Here is an 18,627-nt window from a genome sequence, read left to right as displayed (position 1 = left end):
TTATTGTTTTAGATATAAAAAATGCTAGCTGAGCTAGCATTTTTTATTGTGGACTTAATTAGCCCTCAACCCATTTACCATTTTGATAAATCAGGCTCCATTTGGTTTGTTTACCCTCTGGAGTTTCCGAGCCTACATATTGTGATTGATTCTTACGACTGAATTTCACAACTGTCGGATTACCTTCAGGATCTACATCTGGCGCTTGTAAAATAAATTGATATTTAGGATCAAGCTGAGCGGCAACACTACGCAATTCCGCAACTTTTGGCGCACGTGTTTCACGAATTTTCGGGAATTTACTTGCAGCCAAGAATAAACCAGCAGCACCATCACGCAACACGAAATAGTCATCATGCTTTGTTGAGCGCAAATGTTCCATCTTGATCGGTTCTACACGTGGAGGAGCAGGCTGACCGCTCTTCAAGACCTTACGAGTATTGTCACAGCTTGTACAAGCGAAATATGGACCAAAACGGCCAGTCTTAAGCTGCATTTCCCCATCACATTTATCACACGGAATGGTTGGGCCATCGTAGCCTTTAATCTTGAACTCGCCTTCTTCAAGCTCAAAACCATCACAGTCAGGGTTGTTACCACATACATGTAGTTTACGACCACCATCAATTACATAGCTGTCCATGGCTGTACCACATTTTGCACAACGATGTTTTGACATCAAGTCTGCGGTTTCAGCGCCATCATCATCAGACAGGGCAGCTAAAGACTCAACAGGTGTTAAGTTCAAAGTACCTTTACAACGCTCTTTAGGTGGTAAGTTATACCCAGAACAACCTAAGAATACGCCTGTTGTCCCTGTACGAATCTGCATTGGACGTGAACATTCAGGACAATGTACCGCAGGCACTTCAACCGGTTGGTTACGGCGCATGCCGTGCTCGCCCTGAGCATTGGTCAGACGTTTTTTGAAGTCACCATAGAAAGTATCAAGTAACTCTTTCCAGTTACGCTCACCTGTTGCAACTTTATCGAGCTGCCCTTCAAGGTCTGCTGTAAAGGCATAGTTCATCAAGTTATTGAAACTTTCATCAAGTCGATCCGTGACAATTTCACCCATTTTTTCGGCGAAAAGACGACGGTTTTCTAACTTAACGTAGCCACGTTCTTGAATCGTAGAAATAATCGCTGCATAAGTCGAAGGACGACCAATACTACGTTTTTCGAGTTCTTTAACCAAAGAAGCTTCAGTAAAACGTGCAGGTGGTTTAGTAAAGTGCTGACTTGGGTCTAACTTCTCTAATTTTAAAATTTCACCTACTTTAATTGCAGGCAAAATAATATCGTCATCCGACTTGTTAGCACCACGCACTCGTGTAAAACCATCAAATACAAGCGTACGGCCTTTTGCTTTTAATTCAACATTTGCAGCTTCAACAGTTAAAGTTGAAGATAAATATTCTGCTGGAGTCATTTGACATGCAACAAACTGACGCCAGATCAAATCATATAAACGCTGAGCATCACGCTCTACACCCGCAAGTTGATCACCTGTAAGTGCAACATTTGAAGGACGAATCGCTTCATGGGCTTCTTGAGCACCTGCTTTGTTCCCATAGCGGTTTGGCTTTGCCGGTAAATATTTCTCACCAAATTGGCTTTCAATATGAGCACGTACCATGCTTACTGCATCATCACTCAAGAACGTTGAGTCAGTACGCATATAGGTAATAAAACCTGCTTCATATAGACGCTGTGCCAGCATCATGGTTTTCTTTACAGAAAAACCTAAACGTGTACTTGCAGCTTGTTGCAGCGTTGAAGTGATATACGGTGCGCTTGGATTTACCTTAGTCGGTTTATCTTCACGCTGTGCAACTTTATATTCAGCACCCTTTAAAACATCCAATAAAGCATCAGTTTCAGCTTTATTTTTCAGTTTAAGGGTTTTACCAGCTTGCTTAACTGCTTCAAGACGAATGTCATCTTTCTTGGCTTGCGTGTCTGCAAAAACTTGCCAGTATTCTTCCGGAATAAAAGCACGAATTTCTCTTTCACGCTCTACAACCAGTTTTACCGCTACAGACTGTACACGACCTGCCGATAAACCACGGGCAATCTTTTCCCAAAGTAATGGTGAAACCATAAAGCCAACAACACGGTCTAAGAAACGGCGTGCTTGCTGAGCATTAACTCGGTTTAAATCTAGGCGAGTAGGTTGTTTAAATGCTTCTTGAATGGCATTTTTAGTAATTTCGTTAAATACCACGCGATGATAACGACTGTCATCACCACCAATAACTTCTCTTAGGTGCCAAGCAATGGCTTCCCCTTCTCTATCCAAGTCCGTTGCGAGATAGATTGCATCGGCATCTTTGGCGAGTTTTTTTAGTTCAGCAACAACATTTTCCTTACCTGGCAGAACTTCGTAATGAGCTTCCCAACCATGTTCAGGATCAACCCCCATACGATTAACTAAAGCCTGACTGGCTTTTTGTTCTTTTTCTGCTTCAGTGAGTTTCGTCCGGGCAGCCGGCTTTTTCTCAGTTGATTTACTGCCACCTGTTGGCAAATCACGCACGTGACCTACAGAAGACTTTACAATGTATTGCGAACCCAGATATTTATTGATGGTTTTCGCTTTGGCAGGCGACTCCACAATCACTAAGGCACGTTTATGTGCAGCAGGTGCAGTAGATGCTGTGCTTTGAGATGCAGAGCGCGAGGTATTCGCCATATAAAATGTTATTCCTATACCAATAAATTTAAAAATCAGGCTTTAGCCAAGTTCAACAGATAAGCCTTCATCTCATCTAATTGTGTTGCTCTCAGGTCTGATTCCTCATCCCAATAAAGCCCTACACAGTTTGCCTGCATATCAATAGCATAAATCCCTTTTAATGCAATGGGAGAATCATTAAATTTCTCATCACCCTGAACCACTTTTAATTTGCCGTCTATAACGCGAGCACGCATTAAAGATAAACGGGCATCGGGAATCAATACACTATAATAAGCAACCATGCTGGCACGCTTTTCAGTCGCCATTGGGATATGCGTCCATTCGGGTGCAACGATTACACGTGGGTGTAAACCCATTTTACGAGCTTTATCACGCATAATACCAAGTGCCTTTTCACGTGGGCTCACTCTTAAACCAAAAATGGAGCCTAGTACGAAAAGAACAATGATAACGGTAACCCAAATTCCCATATTGTCCATAGCAAAACCTATTAATCTCTTTTATTAGAGTTGCATAAGCTGACCAGAAAACGCAAGTTTCATCATAAAAATAATGCCCGATACAGGGGCACGCTTCAAAATAATCAGACTTCACAGTGCAAATTGCGATGAGCTGACACAAATATCATTAAGGATTCGGATGGCGATTAACAAGTGTCAGCTTCCCAAATTGGTCAATATGAGCATCCCCCCACTGTTTTAAAGCAAACAGAATTTTTTCAAGACTTTGCCCCAAATCAGTCAGGCAGTATTCTACTTTAGGTGGTACCTGAGGATAGACTTCCCGATGAATAATTCCATCTTGTTCCAATTCACGTAGCTGATTTGTCAGCATTCTTTGGGTAATACTCGGAACACGCTTTCGAATTTCGTTAAACCTCAAGGTGCCTTCATTAAATAAATGCCAAAGAATGACGCATTTCCATTTCCCATCAATCAAGCTAATCGCTGCCTCCACTGAACAACCCGGAGAGCAATCAAAACTTGAGTGTCTTGCTTTTGCCATTTTACAGTATCCTTTTTGACACTATGAGCGTTATTTGTCTGTAGTCACCTATTTTAAGCTTACGTTATGATCAAACTCTCAACAAGAGGAATGATAATTATGAAAGCTGTGGCATATCAAAAAGCTGGTCCCATTACATCGCCAGAAGCACTCGTTGATATTGAACTCGATGCACCTATTGCTGAAGGACACGATTTACTTGTTCGTGTACAAGCTGTCTCAGTAAATCCGGTAGATACTAAAATTCGAAAGAATGTAAACCCTGAGAATAATCAGTGGAAAACGCTTGGCTGGGACGCAGTAGGTATCGTTGAAGCGATTGGAGATAAAGTTACTCAATTTAAGATTGGCGATATCGTTTGGTATGCAGGAGCTCTTAATCGTCAAGGTAGTAATCGCGAATTACAACTCGTTGATGAACGCATCGTTGGCCATAAACCAAAAACTTTAGAAGCAACCGAGGCTGCAGCTCTTCCTTTAACTGCAATCACGGCTTGGGAGATGTTATTTGATCGTCTACAAGTTCCAAAGAAAGCGCCAGAAAACACAACAATATTAGTGATTGGTGGAGCTGGCGGTGTAGGTTCAATCACTATTCAACTTCTTAAACAGCTGACTAACCTAACAATTATTGCAACAGCTTCACGAGCAGAAACTCAAGACTGGGTTAAGCAACTTGGAGCAGATTATGTGTTAGATCATCGTCAACCTTTAGCAGCCCAAATCAAGCAATTAGGTTTAACTGCACCTTTATATGTGTTCTCAACTACTCAAACAGATCAGCATTTAGCAGATATTGTAGAGTTGATTGCACCGCAAGGCCGTTTTGGACTCATTGATGATCCTGAACAGTTAGATATCAAACCGTTTAAAACCAAGTCTGTATCAGTGCATTGGGAATTTATGTTTACACGTTCAATGTTCCAGACCGAAGATATGGCAAAACAAAGTGAACTATTAAATGAAGTCAGCAAGCTGGTTGATGAAGGAAAAATCAAAACAACTGTGACTGAAGTTATAAGTCCAATTAATGCTGAAAATTTAAAACGAGTTCATCAGCAAATTGAAAGTGGGACAACAAAAGGAAAGATCGTCTTACAAGGTTTTTAAACAAAATTGAAAATATTCCCAAATAAAAAGGCAAGTATCGAACTTGCCTTTTTATTAATAGTGGGGAGGTTTATTCGTTAATGGATCAAAAGGTGCAATGCCTTCTGATAAATCCGACGATTCCACACGTTGATAAAGAAATTGCATTTGTTTTTTCAAATCAGCTATTTCTTGAGTTTGAATAGCGAGTTGTTGATTTAATTGTTCAACTAAATCATCCAAAAATGTAATTCGCACTTGCAAATCTTCAATGGGTGCGGAAAATGACGCTTGATCATCATGATATGGTGGTTTAGTCATTTAAATCCTCATTTGAGATTCTGGAAAACATTATGGCCTATATTACCCTAAGGGATGTCCAACTTGCTTTTGGCGGACCTGCCCTGCTCGATGGCGCGAACTTTAATCTAGAACGTGGCGAACGAGTCTGTTTAATTGGTCGTAATGGTGAGGGTAAGTCTACTTTACTTAAACTGATCGAGGGAAGCCTATTACCGGATTCTGGTGAAGTTTCTATTCAAAATGGCTTAACTGTTTCAATGTTAGCCCAAGATGTTCCAATGGACTCTGGCAAAGTAGCTGACATTGTGGCAGATGGTGCAGGAGAAGCTTCTGAAGTACTCAGAGCTTATCATGAAGCGACCGATGCTTGTATGCTGGGAGATATGGAAGCCTGTGATCGCATGGGTAACCTTCAGCATAAGCTAGACCAACTAGATGGTTGGGCATTAGAAAATAAGGTAAATGCTCTTTTAAGTAAAATGGGGCTTGATCCAAATGCAGACTTGGCAGACCTGTCAGGTGGACGTAAACGCCGTGTCTTACTCGCACGTGCTCTTTTAACACAACCAGACGTATTACTTCTAGACGAACCTACGAACCATTTAGATGTTGAAAGTATTGAATGGTTAGAAAAATTCCTACTCGATCAAAATAATTTAACGCTTCTATTTATTTCGCATGACCGTTCTTTTGTAGATAGCATTGCGACTCGAATTGTTGAACTTGATCGCGGCATTTTACGCGGCTACGAAGGCAACTATTCACGCTATTTAGAGCTTAAAGCTCAGCAAATGGAAGCAGAAGAGAAACAAAATGCTTTATTTGATAAAAAATTAGCTGAAGAAGAGGCTTGGATTCGCCAAGGGATTAAAGCTCGTCGTACGCGTAACGAAGGCCGTGTGCGCGCCTTAAAAGCTTTACGTGAAGAATCGAAAGCTCGCCGTTCACAACAGGGCAAAGTGAGCATGGCGACTCAAGAAGCAAATCGCTCTGGTAAATTAGTATTTGATATTGAACACCTAAGTGTATCTTATGATGATAAACCGCTTATCAAAGACTTCTCTACGCTAGTCATGCGTGGCGACCGTATTGGCCTAGTCGGCGATAACGGTGTTGGTAAAACAACGTTAATTAAAGCCATTTTAGGTGAAATTGAGCACGGTGGTTCTGTTAAGACAGGTACACAGTTAGAAGTTGCTTATTTTGATCAATTACGTAATGCCTTAGACCTTGAAAAGACAGTGATGGCAAACGTTTCAGAAGGTTCTGACTTTGTTGATGTAAATGGTAACCGTCGTCATATCTATAGCTATTTACAAGATTTCTTGTTCTCACCTGAACGTGCACGTACACCAGTAAAAGCCCTTTCTGGCGGTGAGCGTAACCGTATTTTGCTTGCTAAATTATTGCTTAAACCATCGAACCTAATTGTGATGGACGAACCAACCAATGACTTGGATATGGTGACTCTTGAGCTTCTTGAAGAGATGCTTTCTGAATATAAGGGAACCTTGTTACTCATTTCGCATGACCGTGCATTTATGGACAACGTCGTAACATCGACTTGGGTCTTTGATGGTAAAGGCAATATTGCAGAGTATATTGGTGGCTACCAAGACTATTTACAGCAACGACCAGATGATAAAGTCGTAGACCAAAAGTCTGATGTTAAAAAAGCTCAGGCAAAAGCCGAAGCTGAAAAAGCCGCTGCACAAAGTAACGTTAAAAAGGTCAAACTGAGTTATAAAGACCAACGTGAACTTGAGCAACTTCCTGCCGAAATCGAGAAATTGGAAGTTGAACAAGCAGAACTTTCTGACAAGTTGGCAGATGGTTCATGGTTTGTCAGTAATGCCGATGAAGCAACTAAAGCAAGTCAGCGTCTCGCAGAAATTGAAGAGGTATTACTTGAAAAATTAGAACGTTGGGATGAACTTGAACAAATGAGTAAAGGAAATTAATTTGTGTTCTTTCCTACAATTTAAATAACAAAAAAGCCTCCTTAAATTAAGGGGGCTTTTTATAGAATATCTATAAATTTGAAAGCTAAAAATCTATGAAAAATACATGATGAGTGATTAAATGTAGCCAGCCTTAATAGTTTAAAATATAGCTCTAATTGAATATAAGACTTATAAAAATAATTATGTTATATCTACCAATATAATAATATTCGAGTATTTTTCATGCTAGATCTTTCTCAAATTTTAGCATTCGGATTAATCTGTTTGGCGATGGTACTCACCCCTGGCCCAAACATGATTTACCTTATTTCTCGTTCAATTTGCCAAGGAAAAACGGCAGGATTTATTTCACTCGCTGGTGTTGGCGTTGGCTTCGTATTTTATATGCTTTGTGCTTCTTTCGGGATTACAGCACTTATTGTTGCAGTTCCTTATGCTTATGACACCATCCGTATTGCAGGGGCAATTTATTTACTCTGGCTAGCATGGAAAGCACTACGACCTAATGCATCCCCTATTTTTGATGTAAAACAATTATCAGTAGACTCTCCAGCTAAACTATTTTTAATGGGTTTCGCTACAAATCTACTTAATCCTAAAATTGCGATTATGTATTTATCGTTATTGCCACAGTTTATTCACCCACAACAAGGCAGTATTTTATGGCAATCCATTCAGCTCGGTACTATTCAAATTTTTGTTAGCGTCTCGGTAAATGCGCTGATTGTACTTTCCGCGGGTAGCATTGCCCTTTTTCTTCAACAAAAGCCTCTTTGGGCAAATATACAACGCTGGCTTATGGGAACGGTGTTAGCTGGTCTTGCTGTTCGCATTCTTTTAGAAAATCGTCGATAACCGCGTTTTACTTCCTCATCTTAACCGCTCAATTCAACAGTGTATTACGACGATAAATTCAGTTCGTGATACACTTTTGCCAGTTTTAATTTTGAATTCTTTATATCGTTATGAGCCAAAAGCAGACTTATACGCCCGGTGAATTTCAATGGTCCTTTTTATTGCCTAAATATTGGGGTATTTGGATTGCCATTGTTTTTTTAATGCTTTTGGCTATTTTGCCGTGGGCAATTCAGTGGCGTCTGGCTCATGGCTTAGCAAATCTGGCTTGGAAATATTTAAAATCTCGCCGAAAAACGACTATTCGTAATTTAGAAGTTTGCTTTCCTGAATGGTCAGCCGAAAAAGTACAGCAACAAGCTAAGCAAGTTTTTGTAGATATGATGCTTGGTATTTTTGAGACATTAAACGCATGGTATAAGCCTTACTGGTTTAAAAACCGTGTCACCATTGAGGGCTTAGAATATATTACCAATGCTCAAGCTCAGGGCAAAGGCGTTTTATTATTGGGTACTCACAGCACGCTTCTTGATGCTGGCGGCTATGTTTGTGCTCAGTATTTTGAACCAGATGTTGTCTATCGACCTCAAAATAACCCATTGCTCGATATGCTGATTTATCGTTGCCGTGGCACCATTTATAAAGCACAAATCGACCATGATGATATGCGTGGTTTAATTCGTCACCTTAAAGATGGTGATGCCATTTGGTATAGCCCCGATCAAGACTTCGGACTCAAGCAAGGCGTTATGGCACCATTCTTTGGCGTACCAGCGGCTACAGTAACTGCTCACCGTCGTTTATTAAAAATCTCAAAAGCGGTTGCCGTTCCTTTATATTTTTACCGTCATGGTGATGTACAAGATCCTAAATATCATATTTTGATTGAACCTGCGGTCGAAAATATGCCAAGTGAAGATGAAGTCGATGATGCAACTCGAGTTAATAAAATTATTGAAAATCAGCTTCGTATCGCACCAACTCAATATATGTGGTTCCACCGCCGATTTAAGACACGTCCTGAGGGATATGAAGAGATTTACTGAAACCTTCAATAATTACCGCACCATAGTTATAAATATCTAAATAAACTCCAGTATGTACTATCGTGCGAAGGCGACATGGATGTCGCCTGTTGGACTACGACATCAGGGATGTGTCGTTAGTCCAACAAATGGTTTTGTTACTTTTGCCAAAACAAAAGTAAAGAGTAAACTCCACCTATTGAATGAATAAACCGCAAGCCCCCACTTTGCTACAACCTAAAGGCAAAAACAATGAAAGTGATGCAACTTCTCCCAGAACTTAATAGCGGTGGCGTAGAACGCGGCACACTAGAAATTGCACGCGCACTTGTTACACAGGGCCATCAATCTTTGGTTGTTTCAAATGGTGGCCGACTAGTGTCCCAACTCGAAGCTGAAGGTTCTACTCACTTAACGCTGCCTATTCATAAAAAATCACTTTCAAGCCTGTGGCAAATCCGTCCTTTACGCCAGCTGATTGAACAGCATCAACCTGATATTGTTCATGTGCGCTCTCGTGTACCAGCTTGGCTTACTCACTTCGCTTTGAGAAAAATACCTACAAACAAACGCCCTCACCTCATTAGCACAGTGCATGGCTTTTATTCAGTTAATCGTTATAGTGCGATTATGACTCAAGCTGAAAAAGTCATTGCTGTTTCTGACAGTGTGGTTAAGTACATCACTGACCATTATAAAAACTGTCCACCGCAAGATATTGTCCGTATTTACCGTGGCATTGACCCGACAGCCTTTCCACATAACTACCAACCTTCAGCACAATGGTTTAATCAGGTTTTTCATGATTTCCCAGAACTGGAGAATAAATTTCTGCTCTGCCTGCCTGGCCGTATTACTCGTTTAAAAGGGCATGAAAGTTTAATTGAACTGATGCAGCAACTTCAGACGCAATATCCTCAGCTACATGCAGTTGTTGTCGGTGGGGCTGATGCCAAAAAGCAAGCTTACTTAAACGAACTACAAAGCACTATCCAAAGCAAAGGGCTCGCAGATAAAATTACCTTCGTAGGCCATCGCTCAGATATTCGGGAATGGCTCGCTTTTAGCGATATTGTGCTGTCTCTATCCAATCAAGCCGAAACATTCGGTAGAACAGCTTTAGAAGCGCTTTCAGTGGGTACGCCAGTCATTGGCTGGAACCGTGGCGGTGTTGCCGAGATTTTATCGAATGTATACCCACAAGGTCTTGTTGAAGCAGAAAATGAAAAAGCATTAATCGAGACTGTGAAAAAGCATATTGAACAACCTCAAATCGTTGCTCCTGTCACTATGTTTAGCTTAAAAGATATGTGTGATCAAACAATAGAACTTTACCAACGCGTTTTGAAATAACCCAATAAAAAACCCGCGATATTCGCGGGTTTTTTACAACTAAAAGAAAGCTATCTTATTTAAATGTTGCTTCATAAGCGGCAGCTTTTTCAGAGTCGTATTGTTTTTCCCATTTACTGATTACAAGTACAGCAAGTGCGTTACCAACAACGTTCAACGCAGTACGAGCCATATCCATAATACGGTCAACACCAGCAATAAATGCTAAGCCTTCAAGCGGGATACCAACAGTATGTAAAGTTGCTAATAGGACAACAAATGATACGCCAGGAACACCAGCAATACCTTTAGAAGTAATCATCAAAGTAATAACCAAGATTACCTGTTGACCGATCGACATATCTATACCATAAAGCTGTGCAATAAAAATTGCTGCGATACTTTGGTAAAGTGTAGAACCATCAAGGTTAAATGAATAACCTGTTGGAATCACAAAGCTGGAAATTGCTTTTGGCGCACCGTAAGCTTCCATTTTTTGCATAATACGTGGTAAAACCGTTTCCGAGCTTGCTGTTGAGAATGCTAAAATCAATTCATCTTTTAAAATCTTAAACAAGATAAAGATGTTGATTCCAAACATTTTTGCGGTAATACCCAAAACCACAAAAGCAAAGAAAAAGATAGCGGCATAAACCAACACTACCAATTTAGCTAATGGAATGAGTGAAGTAAAACCAAAGTTAGCAACAGTCACTGCGATTAAACCAAACACACCCACAGGTGCATATTTCATGATGATGTGCGTTACGCGGAACATCGTTTCTGAAACTGCATGAAAAACATTTAACAATGGGTCTTTAGTGGTTGCTGGCAATGAAGACAGACCAATACCAAACAACACAGCAAAGAAAATCACAGGCAACATTTCGCCGTGTGCCATAGAGTTAACAATATTGGTTGGAATCATGGACAAAATTGTCTGTACCAATCCATGTGACTGAGAACCAACTTCTTGAGCTGTATGCTGATATTGCGAAATATCAGTCGTCACTAACATCGCTTTATCTACACCAGCACCTGGTTGGAAAATATTTGCCGCAACCAAGCCAACTAAAATAGCAATAGTCGTAATAATTTCAAAATAGAGAATGGTTTTAAAACCAAGTCGCCCTAAACTTTTCGTACTGCCAACACCTGCAATACCTAAAATCAAGGTAGAGAAAACGATTGGAATAACAATCATTTTAATCAGGCTAATAAATATCTTACCCATTGGTGTAAGAACATTATTCACAATACTGTCTTTGATTTCAGGCTGGTTATGTAAAACAGCCCCGACAACTATCCCTAGGATTAAAGCAATTAAAATTTGCCAAGCAAGGCTAAATTTAAAATTCTTCATAAGACAATCCTTATGCACCGCAAAGTATCAAATATGAGAGGGAGAAGACCACTAACTAAGAGTGAAACCTCAACATGCACACTAATTCCCAAACAGAAATTTAAATGTACAAACAAATCACAACCCGCCGATCCGGCGAAGTAAAAAACAATGCCTGTTGACGATCCAACATGTCAACGATCGGCACATTCTATTGAGATTTATTAATTAAACAACCCCAATTTATCTTTAAATAAAACAAAGCCTATATTTATTCATTAATAATCTATAAAAACAAAAACTTAATAAAAAAAAATTTTGTATCTTTTTTCATTAAAAATTGCTCAGATTTATATGAAAACATATAGGTATTTACCTATTGTTAAATAGATTTAAAAATTAAGATGAGCTTAAAAATATTTGTTTTATTTACATAGAATTAAATAAGGTATATAAAAATATCAACCCGAGTTCTGCATCCTGCAAAACTCGGGTAAATGAGGTTGTGCTTTCAGGTTAATAGTTATTTTTATCGTTTCCGTTCCAACATCTGATCCGTGATGCTATTCCATATCAGCTTTGTGTATCCTTACTTGGGACTATCCATTCCCGGTTCCGTGTGCCGATGAATGTAGAATAAGGTTTTTATAACCCTCTGCCTATTCGCCCTAGACTCAAATCTTTGTACGATATTGCTTACATCACTTTTTATATTCTTTTTATTTATAAGGCTGTGCAATTTTATCAGTTACTACTTTTTCTTCAGCTTCAGCCTTTGCAATTCCTTCTTGGATAGCTCTTTGCGCCTCTTCTTCATCATCTTGAGTTTGTTCTAGTTCCTCTTGAATATGCTCAAATATTCGACCAGTCTGCAAAACTACATAGACAGGAAAATGATCAGATCCAACATGAGGTAAACGCTGCATCTTCACCAAACCGAAATCGGTACTATGGAAAATATGGTCTAAAGACCAACGCAACAATGGATAGTCCGCATGAAAAGTATTAATAAAATGTCGCCCAACACGCGGGTCAAGCAATCCACTAATTCGTTGAAATAATCGTGTAGTACGTGACCACGCTACATCGTTTAAATCACCCATCACAATACAGCTTTCATCTAGATCTTTAATTTGGTCGCCCACAATTAAAAGTTCAGCATCGCGTAAAGTCGAATCCTTCGCCTCAGTTGGACTAGGTGGCTTAGGATGCAAACAATAGAGTTGAACTGGCATACCAGATCGTAAAGTCACAGTGGTATGAATAGAGGGAATTTCATCACTGAGAATAAATTTAACTTCAGTATTTGATAAAGGTAGACGGCTATATAAATGCATGCCGTAGAGGTTATCTAAGGGTACAGGAACGCGATAAGGATAGTCACTTTCAATCTCTCTTAAAGCATTTTCCCATGTCGTATCGCTTTCCAATGTAAGCAGCAAATCTGGTTTTAATGTCCTGATCTGTTCAAGCAATAAATGATACTTATCATTAGGAGTGAGCACATTCGATACAATTAAGGAAATCTGCTTTTGTGGATCTAATTGAGATGTCTTAACCTGTTTAACCTGTTTTTTCCAAAACAAAGTATAGGGCAAAATCATTTTAAGCTGATAGGCAATGGCAGCAATGAGCGCAGCCAGCACGACTTCACGCCAGAGATTCCATTCAGCGGGCCAAAACAGCATTCCTATAAAAGCTAAAAGACCAACAAATAGAATCTGCAACCGAGGGAAGTCGGCACCACGAAACCACCACTCATCGCGGGGAATAAGTGACCAGAAACTTAACCAAATCACCAGACCAGCTAGAACTTCGATATAAATCATTGAATTTTCTCTTTTAAGATGATTTGTTTTTTAAAGTTTTTGTCATCTTTATCAATTTTGTATGTAACATAAACAAGATATTCTACTCAATAAAGATGGTGTTTTGTTTCTGTAACGCTTGCAGTTGTGGACACTTTTGATACACTCAACTCCCCCTAACAATTTTAACGCACCGAGGCAAAATGACATGAAAGTAGGTCTGGTCGGTTGGCGCGGGATGGTCGGTTCCGTCCTTATGCAACGTATGGTTGAAGAGAATGATTTTGCTCATATTGAGCCATTTTATTTCTCTACCAGTAATGCAGGTGGTGAAGCTCCTTCATTTGGTGGTAAGACTGCCCCAGCACTTATGGAAGCTACAGACATTAATAGTCTGAAGCAAATGGATGTCATTATTACCTGTCAAGGTGGTGACTATACGTCTGAAGTTTTCCCACAGTTAAAAGCGACTGGTTGGGATGGCTACTGGATTGACGCAGCTTCAACTTTACGTATGTCAGATGATGCAATCATCGTTCTTGACCCAGTAAACCTTAACGTCATCAAAGACGGATTGGTTAACGGCACCAAAACTTTCGTAGGTGGTAACTGTACAGTATCACTTATGTTGATGGGTGTAGGTTCACTTTTCCAAAATAATTTGGTGGAGTGGATGACTGCTATGACTTATCAAGCAGCATCAGGCGCCGGCGCACAAAACATGCGTGAGCTAATTACTGGTATGGGCTACTTATATAACAATACCAAAACATTGTTAGATGACCCTAAATCTGCAATTTTGGATATTGATCGTCAAGTTGCTGAGTTACAACGTGGTGAAGGTTTCCCTTCTGCTAACTTTGGTGTGCCATTAGCTGGATCGTTGATTCCTTATATTGATAAGCAACTTGAAAGCGGTCAGTCAAAAGAAGAGTGGAAAGGTCAGGTTGAAACCAACAAGATCTTGGGTAATTCACAAATTGTTCCGATCGATGGCCACTGTGTCCGTATTGGCGCGATGCGTTGCCACTCTCAAGCACTGACAATCAAGTTGAAAAAAGATGTTCCGCTTGATGAAATCGAAGATATGATTCGTACTTCAAACCAATGGGCGAAAGTTGTACCGAACACTCGTGAAGCATCTATGACTGACCTTACACCTGTGGCTGTAACTGGTACCTTAACTGTACCTGTTGGCCGTTTGCGCAAACTTAATATGGGTAAAGAATATTTAGGTGCATTCACAGTAGGTGATCAGTTACTTTGGGGTGCTGCTGAACCTTTACGTCGCATGTTACGTATCTTAGTAGAATACAAAAGCTCATAATTTGGTCTGAATTATTCAGTCAAAACGAAAAGCCGATCACATTAGATCGGCTTTTTCGTAACTGGTTTGTAAAAATTTTACAATTTATTTACATTTCATTATTGTATAATTTTGAACGACTTTACGACTTATTAGGTCATGGATTGAGATGACTGTTTATAACAAATTAAAAATTGCCATTTTCACCATTATGTCTTCGCCTTCTCTTTATGCGATTACATTAGACCCTATACAAATTCAGTCCGCACCTGGCGATTTGTTATATGCCGAAATGAATTTCCAACAAGCTGACCCCAACGCTAATCTACAAGTCAGTCTAGCGACTCCTGAAGATTTAAGCGCGTTAGGCGTAACTCATCAGCCGCCCGGAAATCTTAATTTTTATACACGCCAAAACGGTCAAGGCTCAGGGGTTATTGTGATTACCTCATCTCGCCCTGTGATTGATCCTGAACTAAATATTGTAGTAAAAATTAGTGAAGGTTCTGCCACACGGTTGCAGCATATCAAAACCGTAATTAAGCCTTCTTCTATAAAAAAGACTGAAAATAACGAAAGTACTTTGTCACCTCAGTTTATTGTCAATGAAAAAGACATTGCTCTAAATCTGCCAGAAAGTACTCGATATGCATCACCAACTTCGGTCTCAACTACAAATAATTCGAATGGTGAACACAGTCTTAATATTAACTCTGGAACTGCTCCAGCTGTAAATACAAACTCATCCAATACACTTAGTGCAAATCCTTCTACTCAGGTTACTCAACAAGTTACAACAGCTACTACTTCAGATCAGACAGAAATTAAACCAACCAGTGCGAAGACTGCTACAAACAATTCACCAAAAACTCCGGTCAAGAATCTAACAGCAAAAAAGAAATCTGCACCTCAAAAAACGCTCAACCAAAATCCTGCGAAGAAACAATCGTTAAGTTCCTACAAAGGACCAGCAACATCAGGTAAATATGTGGTACAGCGAAATGAGTCTTTATGGAGCATTGCTAATCGTATTGCAGCAAAAACAAAACAACCTGTTGCGAAAGTCATGCATGATATTCAAACACAAAACCGACATGCTTTTATTCAAGGTGATGTAAATCGTTTGCGTCAGGGAATCGCACTTAACCTAGCTCACTCTCCTGCTGCTAAACCTCAGCAAAACAAGTCAAAAACAGATATCGCACATACTGCAAAATCAACTTCTGGCAAAGCAAAATACCGTTTACAACAAGCCGAAATGAGTATTGTGGCTGAAAACAGTCAAAATTCTACGCATGGAAGTGCTAAAAAGAGCACACAACAAGGTCAAAACAATACTGAGTTAGCAGTAAAAGTTATGACAACAAGAGAAAAAACCGTTACATTACAAAGGAATGTGACCAAATTAGACCAAACTTTACGTTTAAAAGACCAACGTATTCAACTTTTGAATGCTCGTTTGGCAGAGTTACAACAGCAGTTAAAAGCACAGCAACAAACTCACAAGCAAAAACATTAAGTTAAAACCAGAGTTAGCCCGCTTTACATTGCAAAATTTTATTTTTTAAGGGGAAAGTAATGTTATATGTGATTCCGTTTATCATATTACTCGTGGTCGCCGTTGTTTTAAAAAAGCGCGAGAATAGCCAAAAACAAGAGACCACCTCCCCAAAAAGTATAAGTAAAAAATCGGGCAAAAAAGCAAGTGCCAAATCGAGTAAAACCTCGCGCGAAAAAAGTAAAGCGATTGTAGTAGAAGACGTCGCTCCTGCTCTTCCACAAAGCAGTCCTGTCCTTGAAGCTGTTCGTCAAAAAATTCAGCTACTTATTAAAGAAAAACAATTTTCAGCCGCTGAAGCTCAAATCAATCAGGCGCTAAAGAAAGATAATACCCAACACGAATTATATTTATTACTTCTTGACATTCATATTGCACAAAAAGATGAGTTTGCAATAACTCAACTGATTAGCCATATTCGTAGCTTAGCGCTCAATGAAATAGCCATTCAAGCAGAAGCTAGACAAAAAGAATATGAATCATCAAGACAATCAGATGCGATCGATTTTCCTCAAGCTCAAACATACCAAGAGCTCCAAAATACATCTGATGCAACAGCTCAGTTTGACCAATTAACAATAAGTTCTTCTGAAACTTCTTTTGATGATTTACAGCAAGACTATACCCCTGTAAAACAAGAACCCGCTGTTGAAGTTGAACCTTTAGAATTCAATTTTTCATTCGAAAAAACTGCGGCTACAGAAAATACCAGCCAACCTGTACATGAACCAGAAGTATCAGCACCTCAGCAAGTATTAGAAGTATCATCATCTCAAGAAGCAAATGAGCTAGCTGACTTAGAGTTTTCTTTTGATTTAGCGCCTTTGCATGAATCTGAGAAAAAAAACCAGACAGTAGCAGTACCAGCAGCTCAAGAGAACACCAATGCTTTGGATTTTAATCTTGAGTTAACTCATGAAAATCCAGAGGTAAAATCTAATGAACAGATCTCATCATTAGATGAACTTCAACTCGTAGAACAAGCTCCATTAGAGTCGAATTCAATAGCACCTATTGAGTTTTCGCTAGACGAGCCTGCATTAGTTACAGCACCAGAGATTGAAACTCAAAACCTTGTAGACTTAGTAGGCGAAGAAACTACCCCAGATCAAACCAAAGATCCTCTTGTAGAAGCTTTTCCAGAATTAAAACAATTAGATGAAAATGAACTTGATTTAAAACTAGCTGAGCAATACATCAAGTTAGGAGCCTACCCAGCAGCTCAAGCCTTATTGGCAAGCAATGAGCGAAAATTCAACACAGAACAACAACAACGCGCGAAAAACTTACTTAATCGCATAGCTTCTTAGAACTGTTCGATTTACCATAAGCAGTCAGAGATGACTGCTTTTTTATGCCTGCAAAAATATGAAAAAAATAGCCTTATTTTATATGGGTGGTACTTTTGGTTGCATTGGTGAACCTCTAGCTCCTATGCCTTATGAGCAATTCTTGCCTCAACTTGAAAAAGTGATTCCCCCACACTTAACAGTTGACTGCTTTGCTGCACCCAATATTGTTGATAGCAGTGCATGTACGGCACCTGACTGGTTACGCCTGATTCAACGCATACAACAACTACAACTTGAAGGTTATCAGCATTTCGTTGTTATTCATGGTACAGACACGCTCAGTTACGCGGCCGCAACCCTAGCCCGCTTTTTAGGCCAAAGCTGTCATATTGTGATTACCGGTAGCCAATACCCGTTACTGAATATTCAAGGCGATAACACCCGTGAATTTACTGATGCAATTGAGAACTTATATCTTGCATTAGAACAAGTGATTGCTTTACCTGTGGGTGCTTATCTTGCATTCCACCATCAAGTGTTCCACGCGCAAACTGCATTAAAAACGCATACGACTGAACTCGATGCATTTTCAGGGTTAAGTAGTGAAGCTGAGTTTACGCCTCAGCAAAATGAATTGATCGTACAAGATGTCCAAATTGAACGAGCTGCTTCTTTCCAGATTTTAAACTGGATGATGCAACCCATTGCAACACAGCACTTAGTACAGCAATTACGTCACTTACTTTCAGCCCCACCGCACTTTTTAGTGTTACAAGGCTTTGGTACTGGTAATATTGCAGTAAACCAAGAATTACTCGCAACATTAGATGAGCTTTACGCACGTGGCTGTGTTCCGATTCTTACCACTCAGGTGACATTCGGTGGTATTGATCAACGTTATGCAATTAGCGCCTGGGCCAAAACTGCAAAAATTGTCATCAGTGATGCACATAGCCATGCAGATCTCTATGCAAAAGCACTTCAAATCTATTTAAAATATTCAACCCCAGAACAATGGCTCAGCCATTGGAATGAAAATTAGCATTA

Annotated in this window: 15 protein-coding genes; 9 read left to right on the top strand and 6 right to left on the bottom strand. The window is 39.7% G+C overall.

Going from position 1 to position 18,627, the window contains the following annotated elements:
* Positions 1-58: 58 nt before the first annotated feature.
* From topA to JGE69_RS13035, 3 genes are all read right to left on the bottom strand, one after another.
* Positions 59-2,695 carry a type I DNA topoisomerase gene (topA, locus tag JGE69_RS13045; protein WP_002115027.1) on the bottom strand — a complete coding sequence of 879 codons (2,637 nt, stop codon included), beginning with the start codon at positions 2,693-2,695 and terminating at the stop codon, positions 59-61.
* 35 nt (positions 2,696-2,730) lie between these two features.
* Entirely contained in the window at positions 2,731-3,180 is a 450-nt protein-coding gene (locus JGE69_RS13040; RefSeq protein ID WP_005066064.1) for a hypothetical protein, read from the bottom strand.
* Positions 3,181-3,328: 148 nt separating this feature from the next.
* The gene (locus JGE69_RS13035) at positions 3,329-3,706 is read right to left on the bottom strand and encodes a winged helix-turn-helix transcriptional regulator (protein WP_199113702.1); all 378 of its coding nucleotides are present in this window, start codon (positions 3,704-3,706) and stop codon (positions 3,329-3,331) included.
* Between the two features lie 99 nt (positions 3,707-3,805).
* Between JGE69_RS13035 and JGE69_RS13030 the strand changes: the two genes are divergently transcribed.
* Positions 3,806-4,816, top strand: a complete 1,011-nt coding sequence (locus JGE69_RS13030) for a zinc-binding alcohol dehydrogenase family protein (RefSeq protein WP_086393938.1) — start codon at positions 3,806-3,808, stop codon at positions 4,814-4,816.
* Positions 4,817-4,870: 54 nt separating this feature from the next.
* Here JGE69_RS13030 and JGE69_RS13025 read toward each other — a convergent pair whose 3' ends face one another.
* The gene (locus JGE69_RS13025) at positions 4,871-5,116 is read right to left on the bottom strand and encodes a SlyX family protein (protein WP_002115104.1); all 246 of its coding nucleotides are present in this window, start codon (positions 5,114-5,116) and stop codon (positions 4,871-4,873) included.
* A gap of 32 nt (positions 5,117-5,148) precedes the next feature.
* Between JGE69_RS13025 and JGE69_RS13020 the strand changes: the two genes are divergently transcribed.
* The 4 genes from JGE69_RS13020 (at position 5,149) to JGE69_RS13005 (ending at position 10,295) form a co-directional block, all read left to right on the top strand.
* Positions 5,149-7,059 carry an ATP-binding cassette domain-containing protein gene (locus tag JGE69_RS13020; RefSeq protein WP_086393939.1) on the top strand — a complete coding sequence of 637 codons (1,911 nt, stop codon included), beginning with the start codon at positions 5,149-5,151 and terminating at the stop codon, positions 7,057-7,059.
* Positions 7,060-7,284: 225 nt separating this feature from the next.
* Positions 7,285-7,917, top strand: coding sequence for a LysE family translocator (locus JGE69_RS13015; RefSeq protein ID WP_032054347.1), 633 nt, complete (start codon positions 7,285-7,287; stop codon positions 7,915-7,917).
* Between the two features lie 110 nt (positions 7,918-8,027).
* The gene (locus JGE69_RS13010; protein WP_199113704.1) at positions 8,028-8,963 is read left to right on the top strand and encodes a lauroyl acyltransferase; all 936 of its coding nucleotides are present in this window, start codon (positions 8,028-8,030) and stop codon (positions 8,961-8,963) included.
* 231 nt (positions 8,964-9,194) lie between these two features.
* On the top strand, positions 9,195-10,295 hold the full coding sequence (locus tag JGE69_RS13005) for a glycosyltransferase family 4 protein (protein ID WP_069122090.1): 1,101 nt from the start codon (positions 9,195-9,197) through the stop codon (positions 10,293-10,295).
* Positions 10,296-10,350: 55 nt separating this feature from the next.
* Here the strand turns inward: JGE69_RS13005 and gltP are convergent, their stop codons facing one another.
* Both gltP and JGE69_RS12995 read right to left on the bottom strand, forming a co-directional pair.
* Positions 10,351-11,637, bottom strand: a complete 1,287-nt coding sequence (gene gltP / locus JGE69_RS13000) for a glutamate/aspartate:proton symporter GltP (protein ID WP_069036466.1) — start codon at positions 11,635-11,637, stop codon at positions 10,351-10,353.
* A gap of 698 nt (positions 11,638-12,335) precedes the next feature.
* Positions 12,336-13,445 (bottom strand): endonuclease/exonuclease/phosphatase family protein, encoded by a 1,110-nt coding sequence (locus JGE69_RS12995; RefSeq protein WP_069036467.1) that lies wholly within the window; start codon positions 13,443-13,445, stop codon positions 12,336-12,338.
* A 187-nt stretch (positions 13,446-13,632) separates the two neighbouring features.
* Here JGE69_RS12995 and asd point away from each other — a divergent pair, with 187 nt between their 5' ends.
* The 4 genes from asd (at position 13,633) to JGE69_RS12975 (ending at position 18,622) form a co-directional block, all read left to right on the top strand.
* Positions 13,633-14,751, top strand: a complete 1,119-nt coding sequence (asd, locus tag JGE69_RS12990) for an aspartate-semialdehyde dehydrogenase (RefSeq protein ID WP_004794839.1) — start codon at positions 13,633-13,635, stop codon at positions 14,749-14,751.
* Positions 14,752-14,899: 148 nt separating this feature from the next.
* The gene (locus tag JGE69_RS12985; RefSeq protein ID WP_063098053.1) at positions 14,900-16,249 is read left to right on the top strand and encodes a FimV family protein; all 1,350 of its coding nucleotides are present in this window, start codon (positions 14,900-14,902) and stop codon (positions 16,247-16,249) included.
* Positions 16,250-16,308: 59 nt separating this feature from the next.
* The gene (locus tag JGE69_RS12980) at positions 16,309-17,598 is read left to right on the top strand and encodes a hypothetical protein (RefSeq protein ID WP_199113706.1); all 1,290 of its coding nucleotides are present in this window, start codon (positions 16,309-16,311) and stop codon (positions 17,596-17,598) included.
* A 58-nt stretch (positions 17,599-17,656) separates the two neighbouring features.
* Positions 17,657-18,622, top strand: coding sequence for an asparaginase (locus tag JGE69_RS12975; RefSeq protein WP_063098051.1), 966 nt, complete (start codon positions 17,657-17,659; stop codon positions 18,620-18,622).
* The last annotated feature ends 5 nt before the right edge of the window (positions 18,623-18,627 follow it).

Source organism: Acinetobacter sp. C13 (assembly GCF_016809775.1).
Taxonomy (GTDB): Bacteria; Pseudomonadota; Gammaproteobacteria; order Pseudomonadales; family Moraxellaceae; genus Acinetobacter; species Acinetobacter pittii.
The sequence above is the reverse complement of the archived record's forward strand: the minus strand, read 5'-3'. Positions and strand labels throughout refer to the sequence as shown.

What these genes read in the sequence shown, in the direction of transcription:
- JGE69_RS13015 (WP_032054347.1), top strand. Translation starts at nt 7,285, where the DNA reads ATGCTAGATCTTTCTCAAATTTTAGCATTCGGATTAATCTGTTTGGCG.
- JGE69_RS13005 (WP_069122090.1), top strand. Translation starts at nt 9,195, where the DNA reads ATGAAAGTGATGCAACTTCTCCCAGAACTTAATAGCGGTGGCGTAGAA.
- JGE69_RS12985 (WP_063098053.1), top strand. Translation starts at nt 14,900, where the DNA reads ATGACTGTTTATAACAAATTAAAAATTGCCATTTTCACCATTATGTCT.
- JGE69_RS13035 (WP_199113702.1), bottom strand. Translation starts at nt 3,706, where the DNA reads ATGGCAAAAGCAAGACACTCAAGTTTTGATTGCTCTCCGGGTTGTTCA.
- topA (WP_002115027.1), bottom strand. Translation starts at nt 2,695, where the DNA reads ATGGCGAATACCTCGCGCTCTGCATCTCAAAGCACAGCATCTACTGCA.
- JGE69_RS13025 (WP_002115104.1), bottom strand. Translation starts at nt 5,116, where the DNA reads ATGACTAAACCACCATATCATGATGATCAAGCGTCATTTTCCGCACCC.
- JGE69_RS13010 (WP_199113704.1), top strand. Translation starts at nt 8,028, where the DNA reads ATGAGCCAAAAGCAGACTTATACGCCCGGTGAATTTCAATGGTCCTTT.
- JGE69_RS13030 (WP_086393938.1), top strand. Translation starts at nt 3,806, where the DNA reads ATGAAAGCTGTGGCATATCAAAAAGCTGGTCCCATTACATCGCCAGAA.
- asd (WP_004794839.1), top strand. Translation starts at nt 13,633, where the DNA reads ATGAAAGTAGGTCTGGTCGGTTGGCGCGGGATGGTCGGTTCCGTCCTT.
- gltP (WP_069036466.1), bottom strand. Translation starts at nt 11,637, where the DNA reads ATGAAGAATTTTAAATTTAGCCTTGCTTGGCAAATTTTAATTGCTTTA.
- JGE69_RS12980 (WP_199113706.1), top strand. Translation starts at nt 16,309, where the DNA reads ATGTTATATGTGATTCCGTTTATCATATTACTCGTGGTCGCCGTTGTT.
- JGE69_RS13040 (WP_005066064.1), bottom strand. Translation starts at nt 3,180, where the DNA reads ATGGACAATATGGGAATTTGGGTTACCGTTATCATTGTTCTTTTCGTA.
- JGE69_RS12975 (WP_063098051.1), top strand. Translation starts at nt 17,657, where the DNA reads ATGAAAAAAATAGCCTTATTTTATATGGGTGGTACTTTTGGTTGCATT.
- JGE69_RS12995 (WP_069036467.1), bottom strand. Translation starts at nt 13,445, where the DNA reads ATGATTTATATCGAAGTTCTAGCTGGTCTGGTGATTTGGTTAAGTTTC.
- JGE69_RS13020 (WP_086393939.1), top strand. Translation starts at nt 5,149, where the DNA reads ATGGCCTATATTACCCTAAGGGATGTCCAACTTGCTTTTGGCGGACCT.